The sequence below is a fragment of the Amycolatopsis sp. lyj-84 genome, assembly GCF_046549075.1.
Taxonomy (GTDB): domain Bacteria; phylum Actinomycetota; class Actinomycetes; order Mycobacteriales; family Pseudonocardiaceae; genus Amycolatopsis.
Window position 1 is genome coordinate 255,255 of sequence record NZ_JAJPWO010000003.1, and the last position, 20,789, is coordinate 276,043.

At 67.3% G+C, this 20,789-nt stretch carries 18 protein-coding genes; 17 read left to right on the forward strand and 1 reads right to left on the reverse strand.

Going from position 1 to position 20,789, the window contains the following annotated elements:
• The first annotated feature begins 66 nt into the window (after nt 1-66).
• The 3 genes from rplK (at nt 67) to ACLJRM_RS11345 (ending at nt 2,140) form a co-directional block, all read left to right on the forward strand.
• Nucleotides 67-501, forward strand: coding sequence for a 50S ribosomal protein L11 (rplK, locus tag ACLJRM_RS11335; protein WP_076164368.1), 435 nt, complete (start codon nt 67-69; stop codon nt 499-501).
• 84 nt (nt 502-585) lie between these two features.
• A complete protein-coding gene (gene rplA, locus ACLJRM_RS11340; RefSeq protein ID WP_101612136.1) occupies nt 586-1,299 on the forward strand; it encodes a 50S ribosomal protein L1 in 714 nt (237 codons plus the stop codon).
• A 76-nt stretch (nt 1,300-1,375) separates the two neighbouring features.
• Entirely contained in the window at nt 1,376-2,140 is a 765-nt protein-coding gene (locus ACLJRM_RS11345) for an alpha/beta fold hydrolase (protein WP_410662979.1), read from the forward strand.
• Nucleotides 2,141-2,228: 88 nt separating this feature from the next.
• Here ACLJRM_RS11345 and ACLJRM_RS11350 read toward each other — a convergent pair whose 3' ends face one another.
• Nucleotides 2,229-3,074, reverse strand: a complete 846-nt coding sequence (locus ACLJRM_RS11350) for a hypothetical protein (protein ID WP_101612138.1) — start codon at nt 3,072-3,074, stop codon at nt 2,229-2,231.
• A 328-nt stretch (nt 3,075-3,402) separates the two neighbouring features.
• On the opposite strand from ACLJRM_RS11350, the gene rplJ reads away from it, so the two are divergent.
• From rplJ to ACLJRM_RS11420, 14 genes are all read left to right on the forward strand, one after another.
• Nucleotides 3,403-3,954, forward strand: coding sequence for a 50S ribosomal protein L10 (rplJ, locus tag ACLJRM_RS11355; protein WP_101612139.1), 552 nt, complete (start codon nt 3,403-3,405; stop codon nt 3,952-3,954).
• Between the two features lie 48 nt (nt 3,955-4,002).
• Nucleotides 4,003-4,389: a 50S ribosomal protein L7/L12 gene (gene rplL, locus ACLJRM_RS11360; protein WP_101612140.1), complete on the forward strand. Its 387-nt coding sequence runs from the start codon at nt 4,003-4,005 to the stop codon at nt 4,387-4,389.
• Between the two features lie 541 nt (nt 4,390-4,930).
• Nucleotides 4,931-6,100: an ABC transporter ATP-binding protein gene (locus ACLJRM_RS11365; RefSeq protein WP_101612141.1), complete on the forward strand. Its 1,170-nt coding sequence runs from the start codon at nt 4,931-4,933 to the stop codon at nt 6,098-6,100.
• Between the two features lie 38 nt (nt 6,101-6,138).
• Nucleotides 6,139-6,891 (forward strand): MlaE family ABC transporter permease, encoded by a 753-nt coding sequence (locus ACLJRM_RS11370; RefSeq protein ID WP_101612142.1) that lies wholly within the window; start codon nt 6,139-6,141, stop codon nt 6,889-6,891.
• Between the two features lie 3 nt (nt 6,892-6,894).
• Nucleotides 6,895-7,731, forward strand: a complete 837-nt coding sequence (locus tag ACLJRM_RS11375; protein WP_101612143.1) for an MlaE family ABC transporter permease — start codon at nt 6,895-6,897, stop codon at nt 7,729-7,731.
• Entirely contained in the window at nt 7,728-9,071 is a 1,344-nt protein-coding gene (locus ACLJRM_RS11380; RefSeq protein WP_410662980.1) for an MCE family protein, read from the forward strand. The genes ACLJRM_RS11375 and ACLJRM_RS11380 overlap by 4 nt, the downstream gene beginning before the upstream one ends.
• Nucleotides 9,068-10,099: an MCE family protein gene (locus tag ACLJRM_RS11385; protein WP_101612144.1), complete on the forward strand. Its 1,032-nt coding sequence runs from the start codon at nt 9,068-9,070 to the stop codon at nt 10,097-10,099. The genes ACLJRM_RS11380 and ACLJRM_RS11385 overlap by 4 nt, the downstream gene beginning before the upstream one ends.
• Nucleotides 10,096-11,082 (forward strand): MCE family protein, encoded by a 987-nt coding sequence (locus tag ACLJRM_RS11390; protein ID WP_101613698.1) that lies wholly within the window; start codon nt 10,096-10,098, stop codon nt 11,080-11,082. The genes ACLJRM_RS11385 and ACLJRM_RS11390 overlap by 4 nt, the downstream gene beginning before the upstream one ends.
• Nucleotides 11,079-12,257: an MCE family protein gene (locus tag ACLJRM_RS11395; RefSeq protein ID WP_101612145.1), complete on the forward strand. Its 1,179-nt coding sequence runs from the start codon at nt 11,079-11,081 to the stop codon at nt 12,255-12,257. The genes ACLJRM_RS11390 and ACLJRM_RS11395 overlap by 4 nt, the downstream gene beginning before the upstream one ends.
• Nucleotides 12,257-13,459, forward strand: a complete 1,203-nt coding sequence (locus ACLJRM_RS11400; RefSeq protein WP_410662981.1) for an MCE family protein — start codon at nt 12,257-12,259, stop codon at nt 13,457-13,459. The genes ACLJRM_RS11395 and ACLJRM_RS11400 overlap by 1 nt, the downstream gene beginning before the upstream one ends.
• Nucleotides 13,459-14,724, forward strand: coding sequence for an MCE family protein (locus ACLJRM_RS11405; protein ID WP_410662982.1), 1,266 nt, complete (start codon nt 13,459-13,461; stop codon nt 14,722-14,724). Before ACLJRM_RS11400 ends, ACLJRM_RS11405 begins: the two co-directional genes overlap by 1 nt.
• Before the next feature lie 31 nt (nt 14,725-14,755).
• Nucleotides 14,756-15,277 carry a hypothetical protein gene (locus ACLJRM_RS11410; RefSeq protein ID WP_101612148.1) on the forward strand — a complete coding sequence of 174 codons (522 nt, stop codon included), beginning with the start codon at nt 14,756-14,758 and terminating at the stop codon, nt 15,275-15,277.
• Between the two features lie 84 nt (nt 15,278-15,361).
• Nucleotides 15,362-16,342 carry a hypothetical protein gene (locus ACLJRM_RS11415; protein WP_410662983.1) on the forward strand — a complete coding sequence of 327 codons (981 nt, stop codon included), beginning with the start codon at nt 15,362-15,364 and terminating at the stop codon, nt 16,340-16,342.
• 927 nt (nt 16,343-17,269) lie between these two features.
• A complete protein-coding gene (locus ACLJRM_RS11420) occupies nt 17,270-20,770 on the forward strand; it encodes a DNA-directed RNA polymerase subunit beta (RefSeq protein WP_101612150.1) in 3,501 nt (1,166 codons plus the stop codon).
• Nucleotides 20,771-20,789 lie beyond the last annotated feature (19 nt).

A 20,789-nucleotide genomic window follows, 5' to 3' on the forward strand; every position in this document is an offset into this window, starting at 1 on the left:
GGCCGGCAGTCCCCGCGTACTGGCAGGTGTGCGGGGGACTCAAGTCAGTAAGAAGGAACAAACGAAATGCCACCCAAGAAGAAGAAGCTTGCGGCGATCATCAAGCTGCAGATCAAGGCGGGTGCGGCCAACCCCGCGCCGCCGGTCGGCCCCGCGCTGGGTCAGCACGGCGTCAACATCATGGAGTTCTGCAAGGCCTACAACGCCGCGACCGAGTCGCAGCGCGGGGACGTCGTCCCGGTCGAGATCTCCGTGTACGAAGACCGCTCGTTCGACTTCAAGCTCAAGACGCCGCCGGCCGCGAAGCTGCTGCTGAAGGCCGCGGGCGTGGAGAAGGGCTCCGGCGAGCCGCACAAGACCAAGGTCGCCAAGGTCACTTGGGACCAGGTCCGCGACATCGCGAAGACCAAGGAATCCGACCTGAACGCGCACGACGTCGACCAGGCCGCGAAGATCATCGCGGGCACCGCCCGCTCGATGGGCATCACGGTCGTCGACTGACGCTGTTTTTCCAGCACCACGTGGGAGAGCCAGTGCCGGCTCCAACACCACACTGATCCGTTTTGAAGAGTTGAGGACAGAAGCATGACCAAGCACAGCAAGGCCTACCGTCAGGCCCTCGAGCTGGTGGACCGCGAGCGGCTGTACGCCCCGCTCGAGGCCGCGAAGCTGGCCAAGGAGACCTCCAAGTCGAAGATGGACGCCACCGTCGAGGTCGCCATGCGCCTCGGTGTCGACCCTCGTAAGGCCGACCAGATGGTCCGCGGCACCGTGAACCTGCCGCACGGCACCGGTAAGACCGCCCGCGTCATCGTTTTCGCCGTTGGTGACAAGGCCGCCGAGGCCGAAGCCGCCGGCGCGGACGTGGTCGGCACGGACGAACTGATCGAGCGCATCCAGGGTGGCTGGCTCGACTTCGACGCCGCGATCGCGACGCCGGACCAGATGGCCAAGGTCGGCCGCATCGCCCGCATCCTCGGCCCGCGTGGCCTGATGCCGAACCCGAAGACCGGCACCGTGACCCCCGCGGTCGCGAAGGCCGTGGCGGACATCAAGGGCGGTAAGATCAACTTCCGCGTCGACAAGCAGGCCAACCTGCACTTCGTGATCGGCAAGGCCTCGTTCGACACCGAGAAGCTGGTGGAGAACTACGCGGCCGCGCTGGACGAGATCCTGCGTGCCAAGCCGTCGTCGGCGAAGGGCCGCTACCTGCGCAAGGTCGTCGTCTCCACGACGATGGGCCCGGGTATCCCGGTCGACCCCGCCCGGACCCGCAACCTCCTTTCCGAGGACGCGTGAGTCTGAGTTAGACATCACTGAGAAAGGGGCGGTCCCGCTACGGCGGGGCCGCCCCTTCTTCGTGTTTGCTGGAGGGATGCCTACCTTCGCGTCGTTCGACGGGCTCCAGCTGAGGTACACCGCTTGGGAAGGCGAAGGGCGCCCCGTGCTGCTGCAGCACGGCTTCGCCGCGGACACGAACGCCAACTGGATCGCACCCGGCGTCGTCGACACCCTCCAGGACGCGGGACTGCCCGTGATCAGCCTCGACGCGCGCGGGCACGGCCGGTCGGCGAAACCGCACGACGAGGCGAGCTACGCCGACGACGCGATGGTCCGCGATGTGTCGGCGCTGCTGGACGAGCTGGGCCTCGACGAGGTGTCGATGGTCGGCTACTCGATGGGCGCGATGATCGCGCTCGGCGCGGTGGCCGCCGACCCGCGGATCCGGTGCCTCGCGATCGGCGGGGTCGGCTCGGGGATCGTCGACTTCGGGGGCGTGGACACGCGAGTGGTCACTCCGGACGCGATCAGCGAAGCGCTGCTTTCGGAGGATCCGGCGACGCTTCCGCCGTCTTCGGCGCCTTTCCGGGTTTTGGCGGACGCCCTGCGCGCCGACCGGATCGCGCTGGCCGCCGTAGCGCGCGGGACCGCGAACCCGAAACTGGACCTGACGGCGATCTCCGTGCCGACCCTGATCCTGGCCGGGGACACCGACCCGCTGGCCGCCGAACCCGAACGCCTGGCCGCCGCCATCGCCGGCGCACGCCTCGTCCGCGTCCCCGGCGATCACATGACGGCCGTCATGCACCCCGCCTTCGGCTCCACGCTGGCGGCCTTCCTCACCGCGCACGACCTCTGACCCGAGTCGACTTTAGCCCCCTAATCGCGATCCGGTGGGCACGTGCGTTTCGCCCCCTAATCGCGATCCGAAGGTAGGAAGGCCCAGGTCAGTTGCCGGTGGGCGGGGCTGGGCAGGGCTCGGGGGAGTTCGCGTGCCCGGTGATCAGCCACTGGCCCATCTCGACTTCCTGCAGGGTGAAGCTGCCCAGCAGGGGGCCTCCGCGGATGCTGTACCAGCACGAGTGGATCGTCAGGTTCTGCCGCGGGACCACGCTCGACATCGGGCGCACGGCGTAGATGTACGGCGTGATGTCGGTGACCTTGGCGTTCAAGGCCGGGACGGCGGTGGCGCAGTCCGGATAGCCGAGATCCCTGGCGAACTGGGCCTGCGCCTGTTCGCTCATCGACAGGCAGACCTTCTCGACCCGGGTGGCGGGCGGGTACGGCTTGCCGATCGTGTCGTAGATGGCCCGCACGGCTTCCCAGGGATTGGTCGAAAGCACCTGGTTGGTGTGGTGTTTGCCGCCGCCGCCCTGAACGAACTCCGCGGTGGTCTGCCCGGCGTCGCTGGGGAAGAACTGCCGGTAGGCGATGGTGGCCCCGACGCAGATCAGCACGATCACGATCACCCAGGCCAGGAGCTTCCCGCCCATGCGTCGCAGCCAGCGCGGTACTCGCGGTCGAGGAGCCGGGACGAGCTCACCGGGAGGCGGTCCCGGAGGCGCAGGCGGCTGCGCGGCGTAGTGCTGGGTCACGGGCTGACTGGGTTGTGACGGCACGAGGCCCTGCTGCTGCGCCTCGGTGAACTTCAGATAGTCCTGGAACTGCTGAAACTGCTGGAACTGGCGCAGTTGCTCGTCGTTCAGCTGAGGCGCGGGCTGACCTCCCGCCTTGGGCTCGATGTCCGTGCCGGGCTCGCTGCCCGGCTTTCCGTCATCACGCTGCTCCGCCACGTCACCATGATGCCCCGCGAACCCCCCGATGCACTCCGCCGGTCGCGTTTAGCCCGCTAAACGCGAGTTGGGAGGGGGTGCCGCCGGAGGTGAAAAGGGGTCGCGTACTCTTGTCAAGGTTCTACCGAAGACCGCTGGTCTTCTCCTGGTCATCTGGCCTGGAGAACGAAGGCCCCGCTAGGGCGGGCGACCCGCGCAGGAGGAACGAGGCTCGCCCGCGACGTATCCCGTCGCGTGCCCTGACGCCCCGCGCCTGTCTGCGCTGGGGCGTTTCGTCGTTTCAGGGCTCTCAAGGCCAGTGGACCACTAGCCAAGAGAGGAGGCGACCATGGCGAAGCCCGACAAGGAGGCGGCCGTCGCCGAGATCGCGGAGAGCTTCCGCAGCAGCTCGGCCACAGTCGTTACCCAGTACACCGGCCTCTCCGTGTCCCAGCTGTCCCAGCTGCGCCGCGCTCTCGGCACCAGTGCCAAGTACCGGGTCGCGAAGAACACCCTCGTCAAGCGTGCCGCCACGGACGCGGGCATCGAGGGCCTTGAAGACCTGTTCGTCGGCCCGACCGCCATCGCCTTCGTCGAAGGTGAAGCTGTTGACGCCGCGAAGGCGCTTCGCGACTTCGCGAAGGACAACAACGCGCTTGTGATCAAGGGCGGCTTCATGGACGGCAAGACGCTGTCCGTGGACGAGATCAACAAGATCGCCGATCTCGACAGCCGTGAGGTCCTGCTCGCCAAGGCGGCGGGCGCGTTCAAGGCGAAGCTGTCCCAGGCCGCCGCGCTGTTCCAGGCGCCGGCGTCCCAGGTCGCTCGCCTGGCTGCCGCGCTGGAGGACAAGCAGCGCAACGCCGGTACCGAAGCAGCCGAAGCACCCGCCGAGAGCTGAACACCCCCCACCCCGAACTTTTAGTTCGTTTCAGAGAGGAAAGCCACCATGGCGAAGCTGAGCACCACCGAGCTGATCGACGCCTTCAAGGAGCTCACCCTTCTTGAGCTGTCCGAGTTCGTGAAGGAATTCGAGACCACCTTCGACGTGACCGCGGCCGCCCCGGCTGCCGTCGTCGCCGCCGGCCCGGGTGCCGCCGCTGCCGCGCCGGTCGAGGAGCAGGACGAGTTCGACGTCGTCCTCGAGTCCGCTGGTGAGAAGAAGATCCAGGTCATCAAGGTCGTCCGCGAGGTCGTCTCGGGCCTGGGCCTGAAGGAGGCCAAGGAGCTGGTCGAGGCCGCTCCCAAGGCCCTCCTGGAGAAGGTCGACAAGGAGGCCGCCGAGGCCGCCAAGGAGAAGCTCGAGGCCGCGGGCGCCAAGATCGCCATCAAGTGATCTCGGGCGCGTCAGCGCCTACCGCAGCACCGTCGAAGGGGCGGGCATCCACACGGATGCCCGCCCCTTCGCTGTCCGCACCCCAGCCGGTCGGAGTGCGTTTAGCCCCCTAATCGCGACGCGTAGCCACGCTAAGCACCTGGGCGCCCCAAGGGCACCGGAGCGCGTTTAGCCCGCTAAAGGCGCTCCGGGAGGCCGGGGCAGAGGGGGCCGGGGGCACGCGGGCGGGAGGGGGTTGACCTGCGTTTAGCGGGCTAAACGCGACGCGAAACCGCCCCGACCTGGGAACGGAGCCGAGTTGTGGATCTGCGCCGAGGGGTGACGTGCACTACGGTGCCGCTAGCGGTGCACGGGCCGGAGCGGGCTGCGCGAAAAGTTACCTGCGGGTCTGGCCAGAAAAGAAAACTGGTGAGTAACCTGTTCGCACTCAGCTCGTTGCACCTGGTTGACGCGGGTATCGCTGCGCGGACGCATGCGCCCTCCCGAGCCAGTGGGACGGGAAGGCAGTGCGCGACGACGCGGAACAGCTCCTGGAGGTGCGATGGGTGCCGAGGTGGTCATCGAAGGTCTGAGCAAGTCCTTCGGTAAGCAGGCCATCTGGCGGGACGTCACGCTGACCCTGCCTCCGGGCGAGGTTTCGGCGATGCTCGGTCCGTCCGGAACCGGTAAGTCCGTCTTCTTGAAGTCGATGATCGGTCTGCTCAAGCCCGACAAGGGCCGGTGCATGATCAACGGCGTCGACATCGTGACGTGCTCCGAACACCAGCTCTACGAGGTGCGCAAGCTCTTCGGCGTCCTTTTCCAGGACGGCGCCCTCTTCGGCTCGATGAACCTCTACGACAACGTGGCGTTCCCCCTGCGGGAACACACGAAGAAGTCGGAGACCGAGGTCCGCCGGATCGTGCTCGAGAAGCTCGAGATGACCGGTCTCAACGGCGCCGACAAGAAGCTCCCCGGCGAGATCTCCGGCGGTATGCGCAAGCGCGCCGGCCTCGCCCGCGCCCTGGTGCTGGACCCGCAGATCATCCTGGTCGACGAGCCGGACTCCGGCCTCGACCCGGTCCGCACCACCTACATCTCCCAGCTCTTCCTGGACGTCAACGCGCAGATCGACGCGACGTTCCTGATCGTCACGCACAACATCAACCTCGCCCGCACCGTCCCGGACAACCTGGGCATGCTCTTCCGCAAGGAACTGGTCATGTTCGGTCCGCGCGAGGTGCTGCTGACCAGCGAGGAGCCGGTCGTCAAGCAGTTCCTCAACGGCAAGATGGACGGCCCCATCGGCATGAGCGAGGAGAAGGACTCGGCCCAGCTCGCCGCCGAGCGCGCCATGTTCGAGGCCGGCCACCACTCGGGCGGTGTCGAGGACGTCAGCGGGGTGCCGCCGCAGATGCAGCCCACGCCCGGCGTGCCGACGCGGATGGGCGCGGTCCGCCGCAAGGACCGCGTCATGGAGATCCTCGGCGGTCTCCCGCACGAGGCCCAGCAGAGCATCATCGAGTCGCTCTCCCCGGAGGAACAGCAGCGCTACGGCGTCCGCCCGCAGCGCCTCGCCGCCGCGGGGCACCGTTCGCAGCAGAGCGACGGCTCCATGCCGAACCACCACCAGGGGCAGCTGCCCGACGACCAGGTCGCCTCCATCCCGCATCCGGGGAGACCGGGCAACCACCGCATGCGGCCACATGATCCGGGGTCAGGTGGCGCGTGAGCTCTCCCGCTTCATCGGCGAAGATTCCCGGCATCGGCATGTTGCGCGAGACCGGGAACCTGTTCGCTCTCGGCCTCGACATCGTTCGTGGCATCTTCCAGCGCCCGTTCCAGCTGCGGGAGTTCATCCAGCAGGCCTGGTTCATCGCGAGCGTCACGATCCTGCCGACGGCGCTCGTCGCGATCCCGTTCGGCGCGGTCATCTCGCTGCAGTTCGGTTCGCTCGCCCGCCAGCTCGGCGCCCAGTCCTACACGGGCGCCGGGTCGGTGCTCGCCACCGTGCAGCAGGCCAGTCCGCTGGTCACCGCGCTGCTGGTCGCGGGCGCCGGCGGTAGCGCCGTCTGCGCCGACATCGGCGCGCGGACGATCCGTGAAGAGATCGACGCCATGGAGGTGCTCGGCGTCTCCGCGGTGCAGCGGCTGATCGTGCCGCGCGTGCTCGCGATGATGCTGGTGGCGCTCCTGCTGAACGGCATGGTCAGCGTCATCGGCGTGCTCGGCGGTTACTTCTTCAACGTCGTCCTCCAGGGCGGGACGCCGGGCGCGTACCTGGCGAGCTTCTCCGCACTGGCCCAGCTTCCCGACCTCTGGGTCGGCGAGCTGAAGGCGCTGATCTTCGGCTTCATCGCCGCGGTCGTCGCCTCCTACCGGGGACTGAACCCGTCCGGCGGCCCGAAGGGCGTCGGGGACGCGGTGAACCAGGCTGTGGTCATCACGTTCCTCATGCTGTTCGTGGTGAACTTCGTGATCACGCTGATCTACCTGCAGATCGTGCCCGGAAAGCTGGACTGACGCATGACCTTCCTCCAGGGCGCCAAGCGGATCGCCAACCGTCCTTTGCAGACACTGGACAACCTCGGCGACCAGATGTCCTTCTACGGCCGCGCTTTGCTGTGGACGCCGCGGACGTTGCGCCGCTACATGAAAGAGGTCCTGCGGCTGCTGGCCGAGGTGAGCTTCGGTTCCGGCTCGCTCGCGGTCATCGGCGGCACGGTCGGCGTGATGGTCGGCCTGACGCTGTTCACCGGTGTCCTCGTCGGCCTTCAGGGCTACTCGGCGCTGAACTCGATCGGCACCTCGGCCTTCACCGGGTTCCTGACCGCGTTCTTCAACACCCGTGAGATCGCGCCGCTGGTCGCGGGCCTCGCGCTGTCGGCGACGGTCGGCGCCGGGTTCACCGCCCAGCTGGGCGCGATGCGGATCTCCGAGGAGATCGACGCGCTCGAGGTCATGGGCGTGCCGAGCCTGCCGTACCTGGTGACCACGCGGATCATCGCCGGTTTCGTCGCGGTCATCCCGCTGTACGTCATCGGCCTGCTGAGTTCGTATCTGGCGTCCCGGTTGGTCGTTATCTACATCTACAACCAGTCAGCGGGTACCTACGACCATTACTTCGACCTCTTCCTACCTCCACAGGATGTGCTCTATTCGTTCATCAAGGTGCTGTTGTTCAGCGTCTTGATCATCCTGTCCCATTGCTATTTCGGTTACCGGGCCACCGGTGGCCCGGCCGGTGTCGGTGTGGCCGTCGGCAAGGCGGTCCGGCTGAGCATCGTCACGGTGTCCGTCATGAACTTCTTCATCGGTTTCGCGATCTGGGGAACCGACGTCACGGTGAGGATCGCAGGATGATCGCGACAGTCCGGCGCAGGCTGCTGGGCCTGCTGCTTGTCGCCGTGCTCATCGGCGGAGTGGCGCTGAGCATCGCGCTGTACGAAAAGGCGTTCACCCCCGTGGTGAGTGTGAAACTCCAGTCGAGCAGCATCGGGAACCAGTTGCTGAAGCAGTCCGACGTGAAGGTCCGCGGTCTCATCGTCGGTTCGGTGAAGGACATCGCCGCGACGCCGGACGGCGCCGAACTCACGCTCGCGCTGAATCCGGAGTCGGCGAAACTGATCCCCCAGAACGTTTCCGCGCGATTCCTGCCGAAGACGTTGTTCGGTGAGCGTTTCGTTTCCCTCGAAATCCCGGACGCCCCTTCGGTGAAGACGATCGCCGAGGGCGACGTGATCACCCAGGACCGCACGTCCAGCGCGGTCGAACTCGAGCAGGCCTTCGCCCATCTGATGCCGGTGCTCCAGGCCGTCCAGCCGCAGAAGCTTTCGAGCACGCTCTCGGCGATCTCCACCGCGCTCAACGGCCGCGGTGACCAGCTCGGCGACACCCTCGCCCAGCTCGGCACGTACGTCGGCGACCTGAACCCGCACGAGCCCCAGCTCCAGCGGAACCTCAAGGAGCTGGCGGAGTTCTCGGACAACCTCAACGCCGTCGCCCCGGATCTGGTGCAGACCTTGGACAACCTGAGCACCACCACTCGCACCGTGGTGGACCAGAAGCTGAACCTGCAGAACCTCTACGGCAGCGTCACGCAGGCTTCGGTCGACCTGCAGACCTTCCTGCAGAACAACGGCGACAACCTCATCCGCCTCGCCGACAGCGCCCGCCCGACGGCGGAACTGCTGGCGAAGTACGCGCCGGAGTACCCGTGCGTGATCGGGCAGATGGCCGACGTCCTGCCGAAGATCGACCAGGCGCTGGGCAAGGGCACCAACCGGCCCGGCCTGCACGCGACCATCGAGATCACCGTCAACCGCGGCCCGTACCTGCCCGGCAAGGACGAGCCGAAGTTCGAGGACAAACGCGGCCCGCGCTGCTACGACCTCAAGCAGTTCCCGGACCCGTTCCCGCAGGACCCGCCGGACGGCCCGATCCAGGACGGCACCACGCACAAGGCGCCCGCCCGGTCGACCAACGACGGTCTCTCGCCGTCCAACAACTTCGCGAACTACGGCGGTTACAACGGTAACGGCGGTGGCGCGCCCGCCGGTAACCCGACCTACAGCACGTCGGAATCGGACTTCCTCGCGCAGCTGGTCGCCCCGCAGGTCGGCATGTCCGCCTCGGACGTGCCCGGCTGGGGCTCGCTGCTCGTCGGTCCGCTCTATCGCGGGGCGGAGGTGCACGTCAAATGAGGGGACTGCTCGCACCGCTGATCAAGCTCTGCGTCTTCGTCGTGGTCACCGTGCTGTTCACGACGATCCTCGGGATCAGCATCGCCAACATCAACACCACCAGCACCACCGCCTACAAGGCACGCTTCAGCGACGCGACCCTGGTGCTGCCCAACGACGACGTCCGCATCGCCGGCGTCCGGGTCGGGCAGGTCAAGGAGGTCCGCATCGTCGACCGGCGCCAGGCCGAGATCGAGTTCGAGGTGGACGCCGGCCGCAAACTGCCCGCCGGGGTGACCGCGCAGATCAAGTTCCGGAACCTGGTCGGCCAGCGCTACCTCTCGCTCGGGCAGGGCACCGACTCCTCCGGCAAGACGCTGGCACCGGGCGGGAACATCCCGCTGGAGCGGACCACGCCGGCGCTCGACCTGACGCAGCTGTTCAACGGGTTCAAGCCGCTGTTCACCGCGCTCAACCCGGACGACATCAACAAGCTGTCCTACGAGGTCATCCAGGTCCTGCAGGGTGAAGGCGGCACGATCGAAAGCCTGCTGCAGCACACCGCGTCGCTGGCGACCACGATCTCCGACAAGGACCAGGTGATCGGTGAGGTCATCGACAACCTGAACTCGGTGCTCGACACGGTCAACGCGCACACGCCGCAGCTGAACGACCTGATCGTCAAGCTGCAGCAGCTGGTCTCCGGGCTGGCCGCGGACCGCGAGCCGATCGGCGACGCCATCGACTCGCTCGGGAATCTGGCGCAGACGACGTCCGGGCTGCTCGGCGAGGCCCGCGAGCCGCTCAAGCAGGACATCGCGGCGCTCGGCACGCTGACGAAGAACCTCAACGACAGCCAGCCGATCATCGAGCACTTCATCCAGTTCCTGCCGCAGAAGGTGACCGCGCTGACCCGCACCGCCGACTACGGCTCCTGGTTCAACTTCTTCGCCTGTGAACTGACAGGAGCCGTCGCCCTGCCTCCGCTGATCAACGAGCCGATCAACCTGCCGCTGCTGCCGGTCAACCGGGCGAGGTGCACGGCATGAAGTCGTTCCAGAAACGCAATCCGATCCCGATCGCGCTGGTCGGCGTTTCGGTGCTGCTGCTCGGTTTCCTCGCCGCGCTCAACTCCGAGGACCTGCCCGTGATCGGCGGCGGGACGACCTACAGCGCCGACTTCTCCGAGACTTCGGGCTTGCAGGAGGACAACGACGTCCGCGTCGCCGGGGTGAAGGTCGGCAAGGTCTCCGAGATCAAGCTCGACGGCGACAAGGTCAAGATCTCCTTCAAGGTCAAGGACGCCTGGCTGGGCGACAAGACCAGCGCGGCGATCAAGATCAAGACCGTGCTCGGCCAGAAGTACCTGGCGCTGGATCCGCAGGGGCAGCGCACGCTGGACCCGGGCGTGACCATCCCGCGTGACCGGACGATGTCGCCGTTCGACGTCATCGACGCGTTCCGCGGGCTGTCGCGGACCGTCGACGACATCGACACCACGCAGCTGGCGAAGAGCTTCGACGTCATCTCGGAGACCTTCGCCGACACCCCGGCCGACGTGAAGGGCGCGCTGAGCGGCCTTTCACGCCTCTCGGACACGATCGCTTCGCGCGACTCGCAGCTGTCGACCCTGCTCGCGAACACTCGGCAGGTCTCGCAGACGCTGGTCGACCGGGATGCCGAATTCCAGAAGCTGCTCGCCGACGGCAACAAACTGCTCGGGGAGGTGTCGCGCCGCAAGGACGCGATCTCCGCGCTGCTGGACGGTTCGCGCAACCTGGCCACCCAGCTGAAGGGCCTGGTCGACGACAACGACGCGCAGCTCGACCCGGTGCTCACCCAGCTCGACCAGCTGACCTCGATGCTGCAGCGCAACCAGGACGCACTCGGCCAGGGCGTCGCGCGGTTCGCGCCGTTCATCCGGGTGTTCACCAACACGATCGGCAACGGCCGCTGGTTCGACAACTACATCTGCGGCCTGGTCCTCCCGTCGTTCGGGCCGATCAACGAGAAGGGGTGCTACGACAAATGAGTACCCGTCTCGGAGAAGGTCTCGCCCGCGGCTTCACCATCGCGATCGTGCTCGCGCTGGTCGTCGCCGGTGCGCTGTGGTGGACGCTCAAGGACGCCGGCCGCAACCACCTGACCGCTTACTTCGCCGGTGCCGTCGGCCTTTACGAGGGCAACAGCGTCCGCATGCTCGGTGTCGACATGGGCACCATCACCAAGATCCAGCCGCAGGGCAACCAGGTCCGCGTCGATCTCGAATACGACCGTTCGGTGGCGGTGCCCGCGGACGCGAAGGCGATCATCGTTTCGCCGTCGCTGGTCAGCGACCGCTACGTCCAGCTCGCCCCGGCCTACAAGGGCGGTCCGCGGATCGAGGACGGCGCTGTCATCGGCCTCGACCGCACCGAGGTCCCCCTCGAAGTCGACGAACTCGCCGCCAGCCTTTCGCGGGTCAGCAAATCGCTCGGCCCCAACGGCGCCAACAAGAACGGTTCGCTGTCGAACCTGCTCGACACCGCCGCGAAGAACTTCGACGGCAACGGGCAGGCACTGCACGACACGATCACCAAACTCGGCCAGGCCGCGGGCACGTTGTCCGGCAACAAGGACGACCTGTTCAAGACCGTCGAGAACCTCGGCTCCTTCTCCCAGACGCTGGTGAACAGCGACTCCCAGGTCCGCGACTTCGAGCGGCAGCTCGCCGACGTCAGCGGTTTCCTCGCGGGGGAGCGGGAGAACCTCGCGGCCACGGTGAAGCAGCTGTCGGACACGCTCACCGCGGTGCAGGGGTTCATCGAGAAGAACCGCGACCGGCTCAAGTCCAATGTGGACAAGCTGGCCAGTGTGACCAAGGTGCTCGTGGACCAGCGAGGCGCGCTCGCCGAGATCCTCGACGTCGCCCCGGTCGGCCTCGGGAACCTGGTCAACACGTACAACGCCTCGTCGGGCACGCTCGACGCGCGGGCGAACCTGAACGAGCTCACCCAGCCGCCGCTGGTGATGGTGTGCAACCTGCTCAAGCAGACCCCGGAGGCGCTCGACGCGCTGGGCGACGCGTGCAAGGGGATCGCCGGGCTGGTCGACGGGCTGGTGCCGCTGCCGTCGATCGCGCAGGTGATCCAGTCCGCGCAGGCGGGGCAGTTGCCGCCGCTTCCGCTTCCCATCGCGGGTCAGCTCTACGGATCGGCGGCGAAGTGATGCGGAAACTTGCTCTGGTGGCCTGTGGAACCGTCGCCGCGCTGACGTTGAGCGGCTGCGGGTTCAGCGGCATCTACGACATCCCGCTGCCCGGTGGCGCCGAACTCGGCGACCACCCGTACACGGTCAAGGTGCAGTTCCGGGACGTCCTGGACTTGACCCCGCAGGCCGGGGTCAAGGTCAACGAGGTGTCCATCGGCCGCGTCGAGGCGATCGGGCTGACGCAGGACGGCTGGAACGCCGAGGTCACCCTGCGGGTCAACGGGGACGTGAAGCTGCCGGCGAACGCGCTGGCCAACGTGCGGCAATCGAGCCTTCTCGGTGAGAAGTACGTCGAACTGGCCGCTCCCGTCGACGGCCAGGGCAAGCTCGCCGACAACGCGGTGATCCCGCTGGCCCGCACGAACCGCAGCGTCGAGGTCGAGGAGCTCCTCGGTGCTCTTTCGCTGCTGCTCAACGGCGGTGGCGTGGAACAGCTCAACACCATCACCAAGGAACTCAACAACGCCACGAGCGGCCGGTCGCCGGAACTCAAGGCGCTGCTGAACAACACGAACCAGCTGGTGACGAACCTGGACAAGCAGTCCGCGAACATCACGCGGGCGCTCGACGGGCTGAACCGGCTCTCCTCGACCTTGAACGGCCAGAAGGACAAGCTGGTCGGCGCGGTCGACAACCTCGGCCCCGGGCTCGGTGTGCTGGAGCAGCAGCGGGGTCAGCTGGTGACCATGCTCAACGCGCTCGACAGCCTCTCCGGCGTCGCCATCGACACGGTGAACAAGAGCAAGGAAGACCTCGTCGCGGACCTCAAGGCACTGCAGCCGACACTGCAGAAGCTCGGCGAAACCGGGGCGGATCTGCCCAAGGCGCTCGAGATCCTGCTGACCTTCCCGTTCAGCGACGCGTCCTACGACGGCGTCAAGGGCGACTACTTCAACCTGTTCGCGAAGGTCGATCTGAACCTCAAAGAGATCCTCGCGAACCTCGGCCGCAGCCGGCAGAACCCGCTCCAGGACGTCATCCCGGTGCCGGGGCTGACCGGCGGGACCGAGGGGCCGGGCGTGAACCCGCCGCTGCCGATCCCCGACAGCGTCGGCGGTACCCAGGCAGGCGGCCAGACGGGCGTGCCGCAGGGCGGCGGACAGCCGCAACAGACCGGGCCCGCCGGGATCTTCGGCCTGCTTTCGGGAGGTGCGGGCTGATGCTGGTCCGTAGGACGAAACTCCAGTTGGTCGCCTTCGCGATCATCTCCGTGGTCGCCATCGTGTACGCGCTGATCCGGTTCGCCGGTCTCGGCCAGGTCTTCGGTAACGAGGGCTACACGGTGAAGCTCGAACTCAAGCAGTCGGGCGGCATCTTCCAGAACGCCGAAGTCACCTACCGCGGCTTCAACATCGGCCGCGTCGGCGAACTGCGCCTCACCAAGACGGGGCTGGAAGCCGACCTCAACCTCGCGCCGGACGCCCCGCAGGTGCCCGCCGATCTGGACGCCGTGGTCGCGAACCGGTCCGCGGTCGGCGAGCAGTTCGTCGATCTGCGGCCCAAGAGCGAGAAGGGGCCGTTCCTGAAGCCGGGTTCGGTCATCCCCGCGGACAAGGTCAAGACGCCGGTGCCCACCGAGCAGCTCATCGGCGACCTCGACAGCCTCGCGGCTTCGGTCCCGACGGACTCACTGCGCAAGGTCGTCGACGAGTCGTACAACGCCTTCAACGGCACCGGTCCGGACCTGCAGACGCTGCTCGACACCGCGCGCAGCTTCACCACCACGGCGCAGGAGTACCTGCCGCAGACCATCCAGCTGCTGGAAAAGGGCGGGCAGGTCCTCGACACGCAGAACGACCTGGCGAGTTCGATGAAGTCGTTCAGCGCCGATCTGAACAAGCTGTCCGGCACGCTGAAGAACTCCGACGCCGACATCCGGAAACTGATCGGGGTCACCCCGCAGGTGGCGACCCAGATCAGCGAGGTGCTGGCGGAAGCGGGGCCGGGGCTGGGCGCGCTGACCGCGAACCTGCTCACGACGTCGAACCTGCTGGTGACCCGGCTCGACGGCCTGGAGCAGGGCCTGGTGACCTATCCGCTGCTGGCCGCCGGCGCGAACAGCGTCGCCAAGGACGGCACCGCGCACCTGGGCCTCGCGCTCAACCTGTTCAACCCGCCTTCGTGCACCAAGGGCTACATCGGCCTCGACAAGTACCGCGAAGGCACCGACACGTCGGTTCGGCCGCCGAAGGACGACGCGTACTGCGCCGAGCCGAAGGGCAGCCCGATCAACGTGCGCGGTTCGCAGAACGTGCCGTACAACGGGGTCCCGCAGATCCCGTCGCAGGGCGAAGTCGCCGCGAACGCGGGCCGGTCGGCCGAGGAACTGGCCGCACTGCGGGCGGCGCAGGGCATGCCGAGCGTCCTGCAGAGCCCGGGCGTCAGCCTGGCCAGCCTCGGCTCGCTGCTGGGCCTGCCCGGCTGAGCCCGAGACCGTTTACCTACCCTGGAGTGTCATGAGTTCTTCTCGATCGCGGACCCTGGTCCTGGGGGCGGCGGCGTTCGCTCTGGCGGCCTTCGTCGCCGCGGCGATCTTCGGTGTCCAGTGGGCGGTAGCCGCTTCGGACGACAACGCCGACCTGGCGCGCTCGCGGGACGACGTCGTCAAGGCGGGCGGCACCGCGATCAAGGCGTACACCGAGGTCGACTTCGAGAAGCTCGACGAGTTCTTCAACCGGCAGAAGGCCGTCTCCGACGACAAGATGGGCCAGCAGCTGGCCCAGCTGGAGCCGACCTACCGCAAGGCACTCGGCGACGCGAAGACCAAGGTCGCGACCACGATCCAGGACATCGCCGTCGAGGAACTCGACGACCACGAGGGCAAGGCGAGCTTCCTCGCCGCCATCACCACCCAGGTCACCCAGGGCGACAAGGCGAGCTCGAAGGCGCTGCGCCTGGAGGTCTCGATGACCCGGGTCGGCGATGAGTGGAAGCTGTCCGGGATCGACAACGTGCCCCTCGTCGCGGCCGGTCAGTAAGAGCGTCACCTAGAACGGAGCCTCGTAGTGCCCCCCTCCCGCCGCCAGCCCCCTCGCAGCACTCCGCCGGTGCGCCGCCCCCGGGTGGCCGGTCTGCGCCGGCCAGGCGCGTCTCCCGCCGACGAGGCTCCCGCTTCCGCCGCCGAGGTGGAGGTCGAGGTCGACGAAACGCCGGTGACGAAGCCGGCACCGGTTCGCCGTCCGTCGCCGCGGCCTGCTCCGCGTCCTGCGCCTGAGGTTGCTGAGGTCGCTGAGGACGTTGCTGAGCCCGAGGTCGAGCCAGAGGTGGCGGCTGTCGAGGCTCCCGAAGAGGCGCCTGAAGAGGCTTCTGCGGAGCCTGTCGAGGCTCCTGAAGACGAGGTCGTCGCGAAGCCGAGCCCGCGGGCGAAGACCCGCGCGGCCGCCGAGGCGAAGCCGGACGACATCGAAGAGGCCGAAGCCGAGGTCGCTTCCGAGGAGTCCGAGTCTTCGGAGTCTTCGGAGTCCGAGAAGAAGCCGGGCTCCCGCCAGCTGATCCTGGCGGGCGCGCTGGTCGTCGTCGGGCTGCTGCTGGCCGCGACCGCGGTGCTCTTCAAGATCCAGGCCGACGAGGTGTCCGGCTCGACGGACAACACGGCGCTGCTGGACGTCGCGAAGACCGCGCAGGTCAAGGACCAGGTCGCGAAGGCGACCGAGGCGCTGTTCTCGTACGACTACAACAACATCGCGAAGACCGAGACCGCGGCGGGCGATCTGCTGGTCAACGAAGACGTGCGGGCGAAGTACAACCTGCTGATGGGCGAGGTCAAGCGGCTGGCTCCGCAGCAGAAGATGGTCGTGACCTGCAAGGTCACCCGCAGTGCCGTCATCCGGCTGGAAGGCGAACGGGCCGACGTGATGGTGTTCGTCGACCAGAGCTCGACGCGGGCCGACACGAACAAGACCACCGCCGGCAGCGCGCAGCTGCATTTGAACGCGGAGCTGCAGGGCGACAAGTGGAAGATCACGGCGATGAACACCTACGCCGCTCCGTCCAACCCGGCCGCCTCCTCGGCCCCTCCCGCCTCCCCGGCCCCCTCCAAGTAGCGACCTGCGTTTAGCCCCCTAATCGCGATCCGGTCACCCCCGCTCGATCCGGTACGTGAAGGCCTCCTTGAGAGACCCTGAGTCCCTCAAGGAGGCTCCGCCCCTCCGTGACCGGCCCCGGCGCCTTTAGCGGGCTAAACGCGATCCGGCCGGGCGGGGCGCCGGTGCCGCATCGGTCGGGGTGGTCGTGAGGGGCGAGTTTCCTCGGCTGAGCCGGGGCCTTCACGCGCGAGCGCCGTGCTCGCCAGAGCCGGACGCGGCGACCCGAACCGCGACGCACACCCCCAGCCCCGCCCCGCCACCCACCTGCGACCCCCAGGACGCGTCGCGTTTAGCCCCCTAAACGCGATCTGAGCCCCTCCCTGTGTGCCGCACCAACGAACCCACCGGCCACAGCCGCCACAGGCCCCTACGGGCCCCAGAGCGCCCCCGCCTGACCCGGTGACTCTCCGGTACACCCCGCCGGACAGGTCGCGATTTGCCCGCTAAACGCAGGTCGGCGCCCCAACGCCGTCACCTGCGGGTACCGGTCGGTAACCAGGATGATCGTCCTGTGAAGGCCCCCGCGCGGAACCTCTTCCACGCTGCGCCAACCGGCGGGACCACCGCGCGGCATCTTGACTCAGAGCCCCTGTGGGGTCACGCTTACTGCCAACGGTGAGAACCGGCGGCGCCCTTGCGGGAGGGACAGCCACGGGGAGGCCGAGGAGAGGCATACCTGAAGACGTTGCGACGCAGGCTGGGCCCCGTCAGGAGCGCCCCCTGGACATACCGTGACGTTCGGGCTAGACTGCTTCTTTGCGCTGCCCTCTTTCAGGCTGCCCGGAGCCGGTAGTTAGGATAGTGGGCACACGGCACCCTTGACAGTCCGCATCAGCTGTTGCTGACGCGGCTGCTCACCGCTCATTGTCCCCGGAAGGACGCATCTTGGCAGTCTCTCCCGCGAACCAGGCCACTGCTGCGACCACCTCGGCTGTATCTCGCTCGGAGTCCACGGGAATCCCGGGAGCCCCCAAACGGGTCTCCTTCGCAAAGATTCGCGAGCCGCTCAGCACCCCGAACCTGCTCGACGTGCAGATCAGGTCTTTCGAATGGTTCACCGGCGACGAGGCGTGGTTCGAACGCCGCGTCGAAGAAGGTGAAGAAAACCCGGTCGGCGGCCTGGAAGAGGTCCTCAACGAGATCTCGCCGATCGAAGACTTCTCCGGATCCATGTCGCTGTCCTTCTCCGACCCGCGCTTCGACGAGGTCAAGGCCTCCGTCGAGGAGTGCAAGGACAAGGACATGACGTACGCGGCCCCGCTGTTCGTGACCGCCGAGTTCGTGAACAACAACACTGGCGAGATCAAGAGCCAGACGGTCTTCATGGGTGACTTCCCGGTGATGACCGACAAGGGCACCTTCGTCATCAACGGCACCGAGCGTGTCGTCGTGTCCCAGCTGGTCCGTTCGCCCGGTGTGTACTTCGACAGCAGTGTCGACAAGACCACCGACAAGGACGTCTTCAACGTCCGCGTGATCCCGAGCCGGGGTGCCTGGCTCGAGTTCGACGTCGACAAGCGCGACACCGTCGGCGTCCGCATCGATCGCAAGCGCCGCCAGCCGGTGACCGTGTTGCTGAAGGCGCTGGGCTGGACCACCGAGGCGATCCGCGAGCGTTTCTCCTTCTCGGAGACGCTGCTCGCCACCCTCGAGAAGGACCACACCGCCGGCACCGACGAGGCGCTGCTCGACATCTACCGCAAGCTGCGCCCGGGCGAACCCCCCACCAAGGAAAGCGCGCAGACGCTGCTGGAGAACCTGTTCTTCAAGCCGAAGCGCTACGACCTCGCCAAGGTCGGCCGGTACAAGGTCAACAAGAAGCTCGCCCTCACCACGCCGTACGACACCGGGACGCTGACCGAAGAGGACATCGTCTCGACGATCGAGTACCTGGTCCGGCTGCACGCCGGCGAGGACAAGGTCACCATCGGCGACCAGACCATCCCGGTCGAGACCGACGACATCGACCACTTCGGCAACCGTCGTCTCCGCACCGTCGGCGAGCTCATCCAGAACCAGATCCGCGTGGGTCTGTCCCGGATGGAGCGCGTCGTCCGTGAGCGGATGACCACGCAGGACGTCGAGGCGATCACGCCGCAGACCCTGATCAACATCCGTCCCGTCGTGGCGGCGATCAAGGAGTTCTTCGGTACTTCGCAGCTGTCGCAGTTCATGGACCAGAACAACCCGCTGTCGGGGCTGACGCACAAGCGTCGTCTGTCCGCCCTCGGCCCCGGTGGTCTGTCGCGTGAGCGCGCCGGCATGGAGGTCCGTGACGTCCACCCGTCGCACTACGGCCGCATGTGCCCGATCGAGACGCCGGAAGGCCCGAACATCGGCCTGATCGGCTCGCTCTGCTCGTACGCGCGGGTCAACCCGTTCGGTTTCATCGAGACCCCGTACCGCAAGGTCGTCGAGGGCCGTGTCACCGACCAGGTCGACTACCTCACCGCGGACGAGGAAGACCGGTTCGTGAAGGCGCAGGCCAACGCGCCGATCTCGGACGACGGCACCTTCGTCGAAGACCGCGTCCTGGTCCGTAAGAAGGGCGGCGAGGTCGAGCTGATCGACCCGCTCGACGTGGACTACATGGACGTCTCGCCGCGACAGATGGTCTCGGTCGCGACGGCGATGATCCCGTTCCTCGAGCACGACGACGCGAACCGCGCGCTGATGGGCGCGAACATGCAGCGTCAGGCCGTTCCGCTGCTCCGCAACCAGGCGCCGTACGTCGGCACCGGTGTGGAGCTGCGCGCCGCGGTCGACGCCGGTGACGTGCTCGTCGCCGAGCAGTCCGGTGTCGTCGAGGAGCTCTCGGCCGACCTGATCACGATCATGCACGACGACGGCACGCGGAAGAGCTACGGACTGTACAAGTTCCGTCGCTCCAACCACGGCACCTGCTTCAACCACCGCCCGATCGTCAACGAGGGCGACCGGGTCGAGCAGGGTCAGGTCATCGCCGACGGCCCGTCCACCGAGAACGGTGAGATGGCGCTCGGCAAGAACCTGCTCGTCGCGGTCATGCCGTGGGAGGGCCACAACTACGAGGACGCGATCATCCTCTCGGAGCGCCTGGTGCAGGACGACGTGCTCACGTCGATCCACATCGAGGAGCACGAGATCGACGCCCGCGACACCAAGCTGGGCGCCGAGGAGATCACCCGGGACATCCCGAACGTCTCCGAGGAGGTCCTCGCCGACCTCGACGAGCGCGGCATCATCCGCATCGGTGCCGAGGTCCGCGACGGCGACATCCTGGTCGGCAAGGTCACGCCCAAGGGTGAGACCGAGCTGACCCCGGAAGAGCGCCTGCTCCGCGCGATCTTCGGTGAGAAGGCCCGTGAAGTCCGCGACACCTCGCTGAAGGTGCCGCACGGCGAGACCGGCAAGGTCATCGGCATCCGCGTGTTCTCGCGCGAGGACGACGACGAACTGCCCCCGGGCGTCAACGAACTGGTCCGCGTCTACGTGGCCCAGAAGCGGAAGATCCAGCCGGGCGACAAGCTCGCCGGCCGCCACGGGAACAAGGGTGTCATCGGCAAGATCCTTCCCGCCGAGGACATGCCGTTCATGGAGGACGGCACGCCCGTCGACATCATCCTGAACACCCACGGTGTCCCGCGTCGTATGAACATCGGCCAGGTCCTGGAACTCCACCTGGGCTGGCTGGCGTCGCAGGGCTGGAAGATCGAGGGCAACCCCGACTGGGCGAAGAACCTCAACGAGGAGCTGTACGACGTCGACCCCGGCACGAACACCGCCACCCCGGTGTTCGACGGTGCCAAGGAAGACGAGCTGACCGGCCTGCTCGGTGCCACCAAGCCGAACCGCGACGGTGAGCGCATGGTGAAGCAGAACGGCAAGGCCACGCTGCTGGACGGCCGCTCCGGCGAGCCGTACCCGTACCCGGTCGCGGTCGGCTACATGTACATCCTGAAGCTGCACCACCTCGTCGACGACAAGATCCACGCCCGGTCCACCGGTCCGTACTCGATGATCACGCAGCAGCCGCTGGGTGGTAAGGCGCAGTTCGGTGGCCAGCGCTTCGGTGAGATGGAGTGCTGGGCGATGCAGGCGTACGGCGCCGCATACACCCTGCAGGAGCTCCTCACCATCAAGTCGGACGACGTGGTCGGCCGCGTGAAGGTGTACGAGGCGATCGTCAAGGGGGAGAACATCCCCGAGCCGGGTATCCCCGAGTCGTTCAAGGTGCTCCTGAAGGAGCTCCAGTCGCTCTGCCTCAACGTCGAGGTGCTGTCCAGCGACGGCGCCGCGATCGAGATGCGCGACTCCGACGACGAGGACCTGGAGCGAGCCGCCGCCAACCTCGGCATCAACCTGTCCCGCAACGAGTCGCCCTCGGTGGACGACGTCGTGCACTGACGGCTGTCCGAGGCGGGGC

Excerpts from the sequence above, each read along its gene's own strand:
- rplK (WP_076164368.1), top strand. The coding sequence starts at position 67 with ATGCCACCCAAGAAGAAGAAGCTTGCGGCGATCATCAAGCTGCAGATC.
- rplA (WP_101612136.1), top strand. The coding sequence starts at position 586 with ATGACCAAGCACAGCAAGGCCTACCGTCAGGCCCTCGAGCTGGTGGAC.
- ACLJRM_RS11345 (WP_410662979.1), top strand. The coding sequence starts at position 1,376 with ATGCCTACCTTCGCGTCGTTCGACGGGCTCCAGCTGAGGTACACCGCT.
- rplJ (WP_101612139.1), top strand. The coding sequence starts at position 3,403 with ATGGCGAAGCCCGACAAGGAGGCGGCCGTCGCCGAGATCGCGGAGAGC.
- rplL (WP_101612140.1), top strand. The coding sequence starts at position 4,003 with ATGGCGAAGCTGAGCACCACCGAGCTGATCGACGCCTTCAAGGAGCTC.
- ACLJRM_RS11365 (WP_101612141.1), top strand. The coding sequence starts at position 4,931 with ATGGGTGCCGAGGTGGTCATCGAAGGTCTGAGCAAGTCCTTCGGTAAG.
- ACLJRM_RS11370 (WP_101612142.1), top strand. The coding sequence starts at position 6,139 with ATGTTGCGCGAGACCGGGAACCTGTTCGCTCTCGGCCTCGACATCGTT.
- ACLJRM_RS11375 (WP_101612143.1), top strand. The coding sequence starts at position 6,895 with ATGACCTTCCTCCAGGGCGCCAAGCGGATCGCCAACCGTCCTTTGCAG.
- ACLJRM_RS11380 (WP_410662980.1), top strand. The coding sequence starts at position 7,728 with ATGATCGCGACAGTCCGGCGCAGGCTGCTGGGCCTGCTGCTTGTCGCC.
- ACLJRM_RS11385 (WP_101612144.1), top strand. The coding sequence starts at position 9,068 with ATGAGGGGACTGCTCGCACCGCTGATCAAGCTCTGCGTCTTCGTCGTG.
- ACLJRM_RS11390 (WP_101613698.1), top strand. The coding sequence starts at position 10,096 with ATGAAGTCGTTCCAGAAACGCAATCCGATCCCGATCGCGCTGGTCGGC.
- ACLJRM_RS11395 (WP_101612145.1), top strand. The coding sequence starts at position 11,079 with ATGAGTACCCGTCTCGGAGAAGGTCTCGCCCGCGGCTTCACCATCGCG.
- ACLJRM_RS11400 (WP_410662981.1), top strand. The coding sequence starts at position 12,257 with ATGCGGAAACTTGCTCTGGTGGCCTGTGGAACCGTCGCCGCGCTGACG.
- ACLJRM_RS11405 (WP_410662982.1), top strand. The coding sequence starts at position 13,459 with ATGCTGGTCCGTAGGACGAAACTCCAGTTGGTCGCCTTCGCGATCATC.
- ACLJRM_RS11410 (WP_101612148.1), top strand. The coding sequence starts at position 14,756 with ATGAGTTCTTCTCGATCGCGGACCCTGGTCCTGGGGGCGGCGGCGTTC.